The organism is Thiothrix caldifontis (assembly GCF_900107695.1).
Taxonomy (GTDB): domain Bacteria; phylum Pseudomonadota; class Gammaproteobacteria; order Thiotrichales; family Thiotrichaceae; genus Thiothrix; species Thiothrix caldifontis.
Genome location: NZ_FNQP01000043.1, coordinates 1 through 12,583 on the forward strand (window position 1 = coordinate 1; position 12,583 = coordinate 12,583).

General features: G+C 53.4%; 13 protein-coding genes. 7 read left to right on the plus strand and 6 right to left on the minus strand.

Annotation, left to right across the window (positions count from 1 at the left end; all coding sequences use genetic code 11):
• Positions 1–47: 47 nt before the first annotated feature.
• Positions 48–221 (minus strand): hypothetical protein, encoded by a 174-nt coding sequence (locus BLV87_RS19610; protein ID WP_175517799.1) that lies wholly within the window; start codon positions 219–221, stop codon positions 48–50.
• An 89-nt stretch (positions 222–310) separates the two neighbouring features.
• Here BLV87_RS19610 and BLV87_RS18405 point away from each other — a divergent pair, with 89 nt between their 5' ends.
• The 4 genes from BLV87_RS18405 to BLV87_RS18415 all read left to right on the plus strand — a co-directional run bounded on the left by BLV87_RS18405 (position 311) and on the right by BLV87_RS18415 (position 7,610).
• Entirely contained in the window at positions 311–1,330 is a 1,020-nt protein-coding gene (locus BLV87_RS18405) for a hypothetical protein (protein ID WP_093071065.1), read from the plus strand.
• A 21-nt stretch (positions 1,331–1,351) separates the two neighbouring features.
• Positions 1,352–1,996, plus strand: coding sequence for a hypothetical protein (locus BLV87_RS19900; protein ID WP_245707073.1), 645 nt, complete (start codon positions 1,352–1,354; stop codon positions 1,994–1,996).
• An 80-nt stretch (positions 1,997–2,076) separates the two neighbouring features.
• Entirely contained in the window at positions 2,077–6,822 is a 4,746-nt protein-coding gene (locus BLV87_RS18410) for a glycoside hydrolase family 94 protein (RefSeq protein WP_245707074.1), read from the plus strand.
• Positions 6,819–7,610, plus strand: a complete 792-nt coding sequence (locus tag BLV87_RS18415) for a transglutaminase-like domain-containing protein (protein ID WP_093071069.1) — start codon at positions 6,819–6,821, stop codon at positions 7,608–7,610. Before BLV87_RS18410 ends, BLV87_RS18415 begins: the two co-directional genes overlap by 4 nt.
• On the opposite strand, the gene BLV87_RS18420 is transcribed toward BLV87_RS18415, so the two are convergent.
• The 5 genes from BLV87_RS18420 to BLV87_RS18440 form a co-directional block, all read right to left on the minus strand.
• The gene (locus BLV87_RS18420) at positions 7,597–7,905 is read right to left on the minus strand and encodes a chaperone modulator CbpM (RefSeq protein ID WP_093071081.1); all 309 of its coding nucleotides are present in this window, start codon (positions 7,903–7,905) and stop codon (positions 7,597–7,599) included. The two genes, BLV87_RS18415 and BLV87_RS18420, sit on opposite strands and share 14 nt — an antisense overlap.
• 3 nt (positions 7,906–7,908) lie before the next feature.
• Positions 7,909–8,805: a DnaJ C-terminal domain-containing protein gene (locus BLV87_RS18425; protein ID WP_342719788.1), complete on the minus strand. Its 897-nt coding sequence runs from the start codon at positions 8,803–8,805 to the stop codon at positions 7,909–7,911.
• 18 nt (positions 8,806–8,823) lie between these two features.
• Positions 8,824–9,264, minus strand: a complete 441-nt coding sequence (locus BLV87_RS18430; protein WP_093071071.1) for a host attachment protein — start codon at positions 9,262–9,264, stop codon at positions 8,824–8,826.
• A gap of 128 nt (positions 9,265–9,392) precedes the next feature.
• The gene (locus BLV87_RS18435) at positions 9,393–10,058 is read right to left on the minus strand and encodes a response regulator transcription factor (protein ID WP_093071073.1); all 666 of its coding nucleotides are present in this window, start codon (positions 10,056–10,058) and stop codon (positions 9,393–9,395) included.
• Complete coding sequence (locus tag BLV87_RS18440; RefSeq protein WP_093071074.1) at positions 10,055–11,104, minus strand: sensor histidine kinase; 1,050 nt, start codon at positions 11,102–11,104, stop codon at positions 10,055–10,057. Before BLV87_RS18440 ends, BLV87_RS18435 begins: the two co-directional genes overlap by 4 nt.
• A 171-nt stretch (positions 11,105–11,275) precedes the next feature.
• Here BLV87_RS18440 and BLV87_RS18445 point away from each other — a divergent pair, with 171 nt between their 5' ends.
• Genes BLV87_RS18445 through BLV87_RS18455 form a run of 3 tightly spaced genes read left to right on the plus strand, consistent with a single transcriptional unit; the run spans position 11,276 to position 12,293 of the window.
• A complete protein-coding gene (locus tag BLV87_RS18445; protein WP_093071076.1) occupies positions 11,276–11,500 on the plus strand; it encodes a DUF2934 domain-containing protein in 225 nt (74 codons plus the stop codon).
• Between the two features lie 44 nt (positions 11,501–11,544).
• Positions 11,545–12,039, plus strand: a complete 495-nt coding sequence (locus BLV87_RS18450) for an Hsp20/alpha crystallin family protein (RefSeq protein WP_093071078.1) — start codon at positions 11,545–11,547, stop codon at positions 12,037–12,039.
• Between the two features lie 23 nt (positions 12,040–12,062).
• On the plus strand, positions 12,063–12,293 hold the full coding sequence (locus BLV87_RS18455) for a hypothetical protein (RefSeq protein WP_093071079.1): 231 nt from the start codon (positions 12,063–12,065) through the stop codon (positions 12,291–12,293).
• The last annotated feature ends 290 nt before the right edge of the window (positions 12,294–12,583 follow it).

Below are 12,583 nucleotides of genomic sequence, written 5' to 3' on the forward strand. Positions count from 1 at the left end.
CAGTCCCTGTGGACTAATGGGGAGCTGTTGGAAGGCGGCTGTCCGACTTAATCCATCCAATGTGCTGGCAGGATTGCCCATCCAGCCAAACACCAAGCTGCGGATGAAGTTCGAGCCGCTGAGTTTGCGCTGGCGTTGAATGAAGCCGCTTTTTTTGCTAACGCGTCCGCTTTTTCATACAAGATGGCTTGCAATGCGGTGGCTACTTTTGTCAGTATCAATGCGCGGTCTCCTTGTCGAAGTCGATCTATTCGGTGTGCAAAACTAATAGCCTACCAGAGAGGGAGACCGCTTTCGCGGGTTAAAGTTGATGCGTATAGGGGAATCAGGTATCGACCCTTACACCCGAGCCGTCTCCGACGTGTATCAGGATGTGTTCAACGAAGGCTCGTTCATCGGCAAAGGCATTTACGACGTGGATGCGTTCGAGCAAGCGCTGGGTGAGCGTTTGCCGGAAAACTGCATCCTCAGTCATGACTTGCTGGAAGGCTGTTATGCGCGGGCGGGGCTGCTCAGTGATGTTCAGTTGTATGAAGAATACCCCGTGCGTTACAGCGCCGATGTCAGCCGTCGGCATCGCTGGATTCGTGGTGACTGGCAGTTGCTGGGCTGGTTGTTGCCCTCCGTGCCGGGAGCAGGGAAAGAACGCCAGAAAAACCCGTTGTCGTGGCTGTCACGCTGGAAAATATTCGATAACTTGCGGCGCAGCCTTACTGCGGCGGCTTTGACCCTGTTGTTGCTGTTGGGCTGGACAGTGTTGCCAATGGCAGGATTCTGGACGCTGGCGGTACTGGCGATTTTGCTGATCCCGTCAGTCAGTGCGTCCTTGTTGAGTCTGGTGCGCAAGCCTGCCGACTTGCTGTTAAGCCAACACCTTGCGGCTGAAATGCGGGCGGCGGAAGGGCATTTTGCCCAAGCCGCATTGACGCTGATTTGCCTGCCTTACGAAGCCTATTTCAGTCTGGATGCGATTATCCGCACCATCTGGCGGATGGCGGTTTCAAAGCAACGGCTGCTGGAATGGAATCCATCAAGCGAAGCCAACCGCGACAGCACCACCCTTGCCGCCGCTTACCGAACGATGTGGATTGCGCCGTTTATTGCCGTGGTCACGGGGTTGTATCTGGTACTGGTATACCCGAAAGCCTTGCTGGTAGCAGCACCCATCCTGCTGTTGTGGTGGTTAGCGCCTGCCATTATTTGGTGGATGAGTGAACCGCTGGCTCGCCGTACCAGCAAGCTAACACCTGATCAGACCGTGTTTCTCAGGAAGACTGCCCGCAAGACGTGGGCTTACTTTGAGAACCTAGTCGGGGTGCAAGATAACTGACTGCCACCGGATAATTATCAGGTGTACCGTGACGTGGGCGTGGCGCATCGTACTTCGCCGACTAATATGGGCATGGCATTGCTGGCGAATTTGGCGGCTTACGATTTTGGTTACTTGCCGCTGGGTGGGCTGATTGAGCGTACTGCGAATACCTTGCGCACGATGGAGCGTCTGGAACGTTACCACGGGCATTTTTACAACTGGTATGACACGCAATCGTTGCAACCGTTGTTGCCGATGTATGTGTCTACGGTGGATAGCGGCAATCTGGGTGGGCATTTACTGACCTTGCAGCCGGGGCTGCTGGCGTTGCCGGATCAGCCGATTTTGGCGGCGCGGTGGCTGGAAGGCTTGGTGGATACCTTTGGGGTATTGCTGGAAAATACACAAGGGATGACACCGCATCAATTGATCCCCTTGCAAGCGGCGTTGGAAACCGCCAAGACCACCCGCCCCACGACGCTGGCAGCGGCGAAGCATTGCCTCGAACATTTGATGGCATTGGCGGTGGGGGGGAATCGCTTGCGGGGCAAGCTCCTACAGAAGATTGGGGGGTTGCGTTGGTGCGGCAGTGTCGGGGGCATCTGGATGAGTTGCGCTTGCTTGTGCCGGATGGGGCGGGAGATGACCTTGAAGGCATCCCGACTTTGCGGGAATTGTTGCTGAATCCGGCAAGCAGTCGGCGGGCGCAGGAGCGGATTACGGCACTTGAACAATTGGCGTTGCAAGCCAGCGAACTCGCGTGTATGCAATACGATTTCCTCTATGACAAGCCGCGCCGCTTGTTTGCGATTGGCTACAACGTGACCGAACGCCACCGCGATGCGAGTTACTACGATCTGCTGGCCTCCGAAGCGCGGTTGTGCAATTTCGTGACGATTGCGCAGGAACAAGTGCCGCAAGAAAGCTGGTTTGCTCTAGGGCGCTTGTTGATTACCACCGACGGCGAGCCAACGCTGCTGTCGTGGAGCGGCTCGATGTTTGAATACCTAATGCCCTTGCTGGTCATGCCGACCTATACCAATACCCTGATCGACCAGACCTACCATGCGGTGGTGCAACGCCAGATTGCCTATGGCAAACAACGTGGCGTGCCGTGGGGTACATCGGAATCGGGCTATAACACCGTCGATGTGCATCTCAATTACCAATACCGTGCGTTTGGTGTCCCCGGTTTGGGGCTGAAACGCGGGCTGGCGGAAGATTTGGTGATTGCCCCGTATGCCTCAGCACTGGCGCTGATGGTTGACCCCGAAGCCGCCTGCCAAAACCTGCAACGCCTTGCCGCCGATGGCGTGGTGGGCAAGTTTGGTTTCTATGAAGCGGTTGATTACACCCCATCCCGCCAGCGGCGCGGAGAAGCGCGGGTCGTCATCCAGTCCTTCATGGCTCACCATCAGGGCATGAGTTTGCTGTCACTGGCGTATTTGCTGCTGGATCGCCCGATGCAACGGCGTTTTGCTGCCAACCCACAATTTCAGGCGACGTTGTTATTGCTGCAAGAACGCATTCCTAAAGCCACCGCGTTCTACACGCAAGCAGCGGAAGTGGCGGAAGTATTGCTAGCTTCCAGCGAACCGCAAATCCCGATCCGGGTACTCAATAACCCGAATACGCTCATCCCCGAAGTGCAGTTGTTATCCAACGGGCGTTACCACGTCATGGTAACGAATGCCGGGGGCGGTTACAGCCGTTACAAGGATTTGGCAGTCACACGCTGGCGCGAAGACAGTACTCGCGACCATTGGGGCACGTTCTGCTACATCCGCGACGTAGCCAGTGGTGAGTTCTGGTCAACCGCGCATCAACCCACGCTTGCTCCCGCAGACCATTACGAAGCCATTTTCTCGGAAGGCCGTGCCGAATTCCGCCGCCGTGACCACGATTTCGATACGCACATCGACATCGTGGTGTCGCCGGAAGATGATATTGGCTTGCGCCGCGTGCGCATCACCAACGACTCACCGCTACGCCGCACCATCGAAGTCACCAGTTACGCCGAAGTGGTATTGGCATCCCCTGCTTCCGACACCTTGCACCCCGCTTTCAGCAAGCTGTTTGTGCAAACCGAAATCGTTGAACCGTTGCAAGCTATTTTGTGTACCCGCCGCCCCCGCGCCCTCGACGAACACAGCCCCTGGCTGTTCCATTTGATGGCGGTACACGAAGGCGATTCCAGCGGCATTTCGTATGAAACCGACCGGGCGCAATTCATCGGGCGCGGCAATACGCTGGTTGCGCCGCACGCCATGACCACCGCCGATCACCTGTCCAACAGCGTCGGCGCAGTGCTTGACCCCATCGTCGCCATCCGCCACCGCATCACCCTCGAACCGGAAGCCTCGGTGACGCTCGATATGGTCATGGGCATCGCCGATACCCGCGAAGCCAGCCTGCAACTGGTGGAAAAATACCGTGACCGCCGCCTTGCTGACCGCGTATTCGATCTGGCGTGGACACACAGCCAGGTGGTATTGCGCCAGCTCAATGCCAGCGAAGCCGAAGCGCAACTGTACGGGCGGCTTGCCAATTCGGTGATCTATTCCCACGCTTTGCTGCGGGCAGATGCCAGCACCCTGATCAGCAATCATCGGGGGCAATCCGGCTTGTGGGCGCACGCCATTTCCGGCGACTTGCCGATTGTGCTGTTGCAAATCAAGGATCTGGACAATATCGAACTGGTACGCCAACTGGTCAAAGCCCATGCCTACTGGCGTTTGAAAGGCTTGACGGTGGATCTGGTGATCTGGAATGAAGACCGCGAAGGCTACCGCCAATTGCTGCAAGAACAAATCATGGGGCTGATTGCGTGGGGCGTAGAAGCGCACGTCATCGACCGCCCCGGTGGTATTTTTGTACGCCATGCCGACCAGATTTCCAGCGAAGACCGCATCCTGATCCAATCGGTTGCCCGCGTCATTATCACCGACAGCAAAGGTTCGCTGACCGATCAAGTCAATCGGCGCGGCTTGTTGGATGTGCGCGTGCCGCCGTTCAAACCCAACCGCTACCCCTTGTCTGCCCCGCCAACCGTGGGCAGTTTGTTGCCACGCGACGACCTGATCCTGTTCAACGGCTTGGGCGGGTTTACCGCTGACGGGCGCGAATACGTGATCACCCCAACCAACGATCAGACCACGCCTGCGCCGTGGGTCAATGTGCTGGCAAATCCTCATTTTGGCACAGTCATTTCCGAAAGTGGGCAAGCGTATACGTGGGGCGAAAATGCCCACGAATACCGATTAACCCCGTGGCATAACGACCCGGTGAGCGATTTAAGCGGCGAAGCCCTGTATTTGCGCGACGAAGACAGCGGCGAGTTCTGGTCGCCCACGCCACTACCGTGTCCGGGAACGGGCGCGTACATCAGCCGCCACGGTTTCGGTTACAGTGTGTTTGAACACAATGAAAACGGCATTTACTCGGAACTCACGGTGTTTGTGGCACTGGATGCCTCGGTCAAATTCTCAGTATTGAAAGTACGCAATGCATCAGGGCGCACCCGCCAGCTTTCTGCCACAGGTTACGTGGAATGGGTGCTGGGCGATTTGACCCCGAAATCCGCCCCGCATGTGATTACTGAATGCACTGCTCCACAAGGCGCATTATTTGCCCGCAACCCTTACAGCATGGAGTTTGCCGAGCGGGTAGCGTTCTTCGCGATGGATGATAACAATCGCACTGTCACGGGCGACCGTGCCGAATTCATCGGGCGCAATGGTTCGTTGCGTCATCCGGCGGCACTGCAACGCGCATACCTGTCTGGCAAAGTTGGCGCAGCACTTGACCCGTGCGCGGCTATCCAAGTGCCGTTTGAACTGGCGGCAGGACGCGAGCGCGAAATCGTTTTCAAGCTGGGCACGGGGCGCGATATGCACGATGCCAACACTTTGGTGCAACGTTTCCGGGGCATGGAGGCAACACTCGACGCGCTCAAACAGGTACAAAATTATTGGGTACAAACCTTGAGCACGGTGCAGGTGGAAACGCCTGATCCGACGGTGAACATGCTCACCAATGGCTGGCTGTTGTACCAAACGCTGGGTTGCCGCTTGTGGGGGCGCAGCGGTTATTACCAGTCCGGCGGCGCATTCGGTTTCCGCGACCAGTTGCAGGATGTGATGGCGCTGGTTCATGCCGAACCGCACAAAGTCCGCGAACACTTGCTGCTGTGTGCTGGGCATCAGTTTGCGGAAGGTGATGTGCAACACTGGTGGCATCCACCGTCCGACCGTGGGGTGCGCACGCAATGTTCCGATGATTACTTGTGGTTGCCGTTAGTGACATGCCGCTACATCCTGACCACGGGCGACATGGCGGTGCTGGATGAGCAACGCGGTTTCCTGAGCGGACGGGCGGTGAATGCCGGGGAAGATTCGTACTACGACTTGCCGGGGCATTCTGCCGAAGCTGCCAGCCTGTACCAGCATTGCGTCCGCGCCATCCTGCACGGCTTGCGCTTTGGCGAACACGGTTTGCCGCTGATGGGGTCGGGCGACTGGAATGACGGCATGAATCTGGTCGGCATCGAGGGCAAAGGCGAAAGCATCTGGCTGGGCTTTTTCCTGTGCGAAGTGCTGGGGCAATTTGCCGAGCTGGCAAAACAGCGCAATGACATTCCCTTTGCCGAACGTTGCCAGCAGGAACGTTACCAATTGCACCAAAATCTGGAACGCCACGGCTGGGATGGTGCGTGGTATCGCCGTGCCTACTTCGACGACGGCACACCGCTGGGTTCGAGCAGCAACCCTGAATGCCAGATTGATTCGATTGCACAAAGCTGGTCGGTACTCTCTGGCGTGGGTGCGCCCGAACGCACCGCGCAAGCCATGCAATCGCTGAATACGCATCTGGTGCGCCGCGATCATGCGCTGGTGCAATTGTTAGACCCGCCGTTCAATACTTCCGACTTGAACCCCGGTTATATCCGTGGCTATGTGCCGGGGGTGCGCGAAAACGGTGGGCAATATACCCACGCGGCGATTTGGGCAGCGATGGCGTTTGCCAGTTTGGGCGACAGCGCACGCGCGTGGGAATTGCTGGGGATGATTAACCCGATCAACCACGCCAATTCAACGCAAACCGTGGCAACCTACAAGGTCGAACCGTATGTGATTGCTGCCGACGTATACGGCGTTGCCCCGCATACCGGACGCGGCGGCTGGACGTGGTATACCGGCTCGGCAAGCTGGATGTACCGGCTAATTACCGAATCATTGCTGGGATTGCGGCGCGAAGGCGATAGCTTGCGGTTTGAACCGTGTTTACCGCCAGAGTGGGCGGGATTCAAGATGCTGTACCGCTACCGGGAAACGCTTTACCACATCGTTATTGTGCAATTAAATACTCATGAACCTGACAGTATTATTACACTGGATGGTATTGAGCAACCTGACGGTATTATTCCCTTGTTGGATGATCATATGGAGCATTACGTTGAGGTTAAAATCACATCGAATTATTCAGTCAACATGAGTTTAACCAATTTATGAAATTATACACGAGCTGCGATTTGGCGTTTGAAATTCCAGCACCAACGCCGTTTGTACTGATGTTGCGCCCGCGCAGTGGTATGCAGCAATGGATTACTCGCGAGGAATACCGCCTCGTGCCCAGCGTGTCGGTGTTTGAATTCACCGATAACTACGGCAACCTCTGTCAGCGGCTGGTTGCACCACGAGGGATTTTCACGGTGTACACCTCTGCCGAAGTAATGACCGCAGACCATGTGGATCAAGCACGGGGAGCGCCGTTTGTCGAAGTGCAAAAGCTTCCCGATGCTGAACTCAGTTATTTGTTGCCCAGCCGTTACTGCGAATCCGACCGTTTTGGGCAGATGGCAACTGAGATTACCGCAGGGCAACGGGCGGGTTACGATCAGGTCGCAGCGATTGCGGCTTGGTTGCGTGCCAATATCCTCTTCGCACCGGGTAGCAGCAACATTCCGGTGTCAGCGATAGAGGTCAACCTCAAGCAATCGGGTGTGTGCCGTGACTTTGCGCACCTTGGCATTGCCTTGTGCCGCAGTTTGAGTATTCCTGCCCGTATGGTGGTGGGCTATCTTTACCAACTCGACCCGATGGATTTACACGCTTGGTTTGAAGCCTATGTCGGCGGACGTTGGTATACGTTTGATGCCACGCAAGCCGAACTCAAAGGCGGCTATGTGGTTCTCGGTTATGGGCGGGATGCGGCGGATGTGGCGGTCTATAATCAGTTTGGCCCAGCGGTACACCCGACCACCCAGACTGTTTGCGTGCAGCGCCTCAAAGAAGATTAGCCCGCAACACCTTGATTTCATCCAGCAATTCCACCGCTAAGGCAGCGCCTGCCAGATTGACACCCAAATCGCGCTGAAGCCGGATCACGGTACGCACCCGCACCACGCTATTGCCTGCAAACTGCCAACTCGTGGTGGTTTGCTGGTAATCGACGGGTTCAATAATCCCCTCGTCCACTATTTCCAAAAGCTGTTCGAGTGGCAGGCGGCAAGAACGGCACAGTTCCTCCAGTGAAAACAGTGCGTTTTCTTCCAAAATACCCTCGACTATTTCCTCTCGTTTCACGATTTGCATCATTCACACTCCCATTCCGGCACGCGGATTGAAGGCTTGTTCACGTGCCAATTCGCTGTACAGTGCTTTGGCCTTGTCACTGAAGGTGTCCGGCATCACAACTTTCAAGGTGACATAGAAATCACCCGGTGTCTGCGCGGGAATTCCCCGCCCTTTCAAGCGCAACTTACGCCCACTGGATGCACCCGCCGGAATTTTCATATCGACTGCGCCATTGGGGGTTGGTACTTTGACACTGCCACCCAAAGCTGCTTCCCAAGGCGCAATCGGTAATTCCAGATACACATCAAGCGCTTCAACGCGGTACAGCGGATGCGGATTGAAGGCGATTTCCAGATACAAATCGCCTGCTGCACCACCACCGATGCCGGGACTGCCTTGCCCTTGCAAGCGAATATGCTGGCCTTGCTTAACCCCTTTGGGGATTTTGATATTGAGGCTGCGTTCTTGCTGGAAAGAGCGCAAGTTCAAACTGCGCGTCGCACCCCGATAGGCATCTTCCAAATCAATTGACACTTTGGCATGGACATCTTCCCCGTTTTCCTGATACACCCGACCTGCACCACCAGCACCACCCCGCCCGCGTTGACCAAACAGATTGGCAAGAAAATCATCAAAATCGGCAGAATGCGCCGCTCCCCCACTTCTTGGTGGCGGTGGACGAAAATCACGCTGGGCTTGTAAATCAGCAACCAACTGGTCATAGGCGGCGCGTTTCTCCGGGTCTTTTAAAACCTCGTAGGCTTCACCCACTTCCTTGAATTGTTCCTCGGCATTGCTTTCTTTGCTGATGTCGGGGTGATATTTACGCGCTAATTTACGGTAGACACGCTTAATCTCATCCTGTGTGGCTTCTTTGGTCAAACCCAAGATTTTGTAATAATCCTTATATTCCATCATGCGCCCCCCGGCATTCCATTACATAAAATCAGGCAAATGGGCGCGGATGTCTTCTACCGAATGATGGGTCAGGTCTTTATCCACAGTTTCAGCCAGCAATTCCGTTACCCTCTGCTTAAAATGTCCACGCAATAAGCCAAGGAAATGGGGGGATGCGATAATGTACAGCTTGTCATAACGATTAGTATTACGCATCTCTTCCAGATAATTACTTAACTCCAGTGCAAAAGCATCCGCTTGCTGCTCTTTTATATCCGTTTTCGGTTCTATGGCATGACGTGCATGACCTTGTGAATCAAATACACGCGGCGGTGAATCTGTTTCCAAATCACGTCCATGTAAACGCGAGCTAGGGTGAACCTTATCTTCCAGCTCAATAAGCGGAGCATTTGCATTTAACGGCTCGGCACTAAAAAAACGCGCTGCCGCTGCATTAGCAACAACAATTAAGATCGCCATGATGTTAACTCCTTATGTTCTTAAACATTGCCAACCTTATGTTATTTATGATAGCGCACTTCTTCCTCCCACCATTGCCTTTAAACGTATTTTCATGACCAAACTCATCTGAGAATCAGTGATCAGTTTTATTGGCTGGTTTCCAGCAACCATTGCACTGCACTGCGTACCAACTCCGTGTTGCTATTAATGTTCAGTTTAGCCTTGATGCGCTGGCGATAAGTTTCGACGGTAGAAATGCTGAGCATGATGGATTCGGCAATCTGCTGGGTTGATACCCCTTCACCAATCAACTTGAAAACTTCCAGCTCCCTGTCTGATAACAGGTCAAGCGACAGTGCGCCATCCTCCCGGACAGGGTTATTAAACTTCTCCTGCAAGAGACGCGCGGAGGTTTCTTCTGTCAGGTATATCTTCCCTTGAGCAACCATACGGATAGCCTCAACCAACTGCTCAGTGGAATCCGATTTATTAAGATACCCCAATGCACCTGCCCGCAAGGCACGTGCGGCATACAAGGTATCAGGGAACATTGACCAGACCAGCATCCTGACGCTTGGATATTCCGCCTTGACGCGCTTGACCAGATCAATGCCATTGCCGATCTTCAGCGAAATGTCGATCACCGCCACGTCAGGCATGAGGGTAGCTATGTGCTGCATGGCATCCGGTACACCGCTTGCTTCACCGCAGATCAGCATGTCCGGCTCGTGGGAGACAATCGCCATCACCCCTTGGCGCACCGCCGGATGATCATCAACGATAAAAATCCGGCACACTTTGTCCTGTTTCATCGCTTATCCCATACTTGACAAGATACTTGCGTCCCGCCTGTTGCCTGCGCTTCAATCATACAACTCCCACCGATAACGCCTGCACGGTATTTCATAATGGGTAAGCCCATCCCCCGATGGTTACGTTGCCCATTAACAGGAATGCCACAACCATCATCGGTGATGAGCAGGCTGATCTGCTGCCCGACAGCTTCCAGCACAATGTCAATCGTTTTGGCTTGGCTATGGCGGACAGCGTTGTTCAGCGCTTCCTGAGCAATATGGAAAAGCTGGTTGGCGACCAAATTGCTTCGCACTTGTACCCCCTCGCAGCAGGTGAAGCGGCAAACAACGCCATCCAACCGATTGATGTCAGCAGCCAGTTCCTGCAATGCATGGGGTAAACCTTGAGCATCGACTGCGACGGGAATCAGCCCGTGCGAGAGCGTGCGCAATTTTTGGCGGGTACGGCTCAAATCGGCAATGATGGTATCCAGCAACTGGCGTTCTGGGACGTGGGAATCCGCACAATATTTCTTTAGGGATTGCAGTTTCATGGTCATACCGGTGAGTTCCTGCCCCACATCATCGTGCAAACTCTGACCAATCTGGCGCTGGGTTTGCTCGGCAATGGAAAGCAATTGCTGCTCCAACGCTCGGTTTACGGAAAGATCATGGATCGTGGCGGTGAAATATTCCAGATGATCTACCCGACTAACCGCCAGTTCCAACGGGAACAGTGAACCATCTTGGCGTTGCCCGACCAGCTCGCGGCGCATACCAATAATATGGGGCTTGCCGGTTTGCAAGTAGCGAGCCAGATAGCCGTCATGCTGCTCGCGGTATGGGGAGGGCATCAACATACTGACATTTTTACCAATAGCCTCAGACGCTTCATAGCCAAACATGCGCTCTGCTGCCGGATTGAAATGCTCGATGCAACCCCTGCCGTTAATGACAATAATGGCATCAGCGGTTGTGTTGACAATCGCCTTGATACGCTCCTCGCTCTCTTTCAAGTCTGCTAGAGCCTGTTCACACTCGCGAATATTATTTGCGGAATTCACCTATTTAATGCCTATGTAGCGGTTTACGCCTCAAGAAACTCATGGATATAGCGACATTCCCAGCCATCGCTCCTTGGTATAATAGCGCAGCGAGGTGAGAACGGATTGGTTAAATTATTTTCAATCGCCATAAACCTGATAATTGCATAGCAAAGTAGGGAGGTGATCGACATGACCATGTATTCTGAAATGGGCAATGCTGAATTAGCAAGACTGCATACAGATTATACGAAAAGTAATGGGTGGCAAACTAAAAATCACAGTAAGGTTGAGGTCGCCGCTTATTACAAAGCGCAAGCAAGAGGTTTTAAACCTGGAAGTGAACTAAAAGATTGGCTCGAAGCAAAAGCCGAGATAGCGCGGAAGTTTGTGCCACCACATGAATTCTTTGTTTAAATCACTTTAGTTTATTGCTTAATGAAAGACATAGGAGAAAAGTCATGTTTAATGATGAAAAAAAATCTCAAGAACTTCAAAAGCAATCTGCCACTGAAGTTATGTCTCCATTTGAAGAAATGGAACAATGGATGGAAGGATTTTTCCCACAATGGTGGAAGCGCCGCTGGGGGAATATGGGACGCAACAGCCTGAACAAAGTCATGCGGGAATTTTCTGCTCCGAGCATTGATGTTATTGACCGCGATAAAGAAATACTGGTTAGGGTTGAAGCGCCCGGCATAAACAAGGATGACCTTGACATATCCGTGAGTGATAACACTGTAACCATTAAAGGCAGCACCAAAAAAGAAGAAAAAGAAGAAGAAAAAGGTGTTTATTATCGTCGTGAAATATCCACAAGGGATATAAACCATGTACTGGGTTTACCTTGTGATGTTGAAGCTGACCAGGCAAAAGCCACATTTAAGGATGGCCTGCTTGAAATCACCCTGACCAAGAAAGAAAACACCAAACGTCATAAGTTGACGATCAACTAATTAATAAACGAGGAGTATTATTCATGGCAATCGGTAAAGCTATTCAAAAAGGTACATTAGTTTATATTTACGATGAAAAAGGCAGGCAGCAGACTTCCATTTCAGCAGTAGGATGTAACCCAGAGGATGGGCTGCAAGGTTATACGCCGGATGCCGTGCATGTACGTAAAGGTATGCTGATGTATGCCTACAACGAGAGAGGCCATTTAGTAAGCAGAACGCCAGTCCATAAAACTCATAGGGCTGCTGCCTGAGATTAACTGACAGGCAAGGGCGGAAACTTTTTCGCCCTATACGCATCAACTTTAACCCGCGAAAGCGGTCTCCCTCTCTGGTAGGCTATTAGTTTTGCACACCGAATAGATCGACTTCGACAAGGAGACCGCGCATTGATACTGACAAAAGTAGCCACCGCATTGCAAGCCATCTTGTATGAAAAAGCGGACGCGTTAGCAAAAAAAGCGGCTTCATTCAACGCCAGCGCAAACTCAGCGGCTCGAACTTCATCCGCAGCTTGGTGTTTGGCTGGATGGGCAATCCTGCC

Bases quoted from the DNA above. Each gene is read 5' to 3' on its own strand.
- BLV87_RS18450 (WP_093071078.1), top strand. From the start codon at position 11,545: ATGTTTAATGATGAAAAAAAATCTCAAGAACTTCAAAAGCAATCTGCC.
- BLV87_RS18435 (WP_093071073.1), bottom strand. From the start codon at position 10,058: ATGAAACAGGACAAAGTGTGCCGGATTTTTATCGTTGATGATCATCCG.
- BLV87_RS18455 (WP_093071079.1), top strand. From the start codon at position 12,063: ATGGCAATCGGTAAAGCTATTCAAAAAGGTACATTAGTTTATATTTAC.
- BLV87_RS18425 (WP_342719788.1), bottom strand. From the start codon at position 8,805: ATGATGGAATATAAGGATTATTACAAAATCTTGGGTTTGACCAAAGAA.
- BLV87_RS18420 (WP_093071081.1), bottom strand. From the start codon at position 7,905: ATGCAAATCGTGAAACGAGAGGAAATAGTCGAGGGTATTTTGGAAGAA.
- BLV87_RS18405 (WP_093071065.1), top strand. From the start codon at position 311: ATGCGTATAGGGGAATCAGGTATCGACCCTTACACCCGAGCCGTCTCC.
- BLV87_RS18445 (WP_093071076.1), top strand. From the start codon at position 11,276: ATGACCATGTATTCTGAAATGGGCAATGCTGAATTAGCAAGACTGCAT.
- BLV87_RS18430 (WP_093071071.1), bottom strand. From the start codon at position 9,264: ATGGCGATCTTAATTGTTGTTGCTAATGCAGCGGCAGCGCGTTTTTTT.
- BLV87_RS18410 (WP_245707074.1), top strand. From the start codon at position 2,077: ATGCAATACGATTTCCTCTATGACAAGCCGCGCCGCTTGTTTGCGATT.
- BLV87_RS18415 (WP_093071069.1), top strand. From the start codon at position 6,819: ATGAAATTATACACGAGCTGCGATTTGGCGTTTGAAATTCCAGCACCA.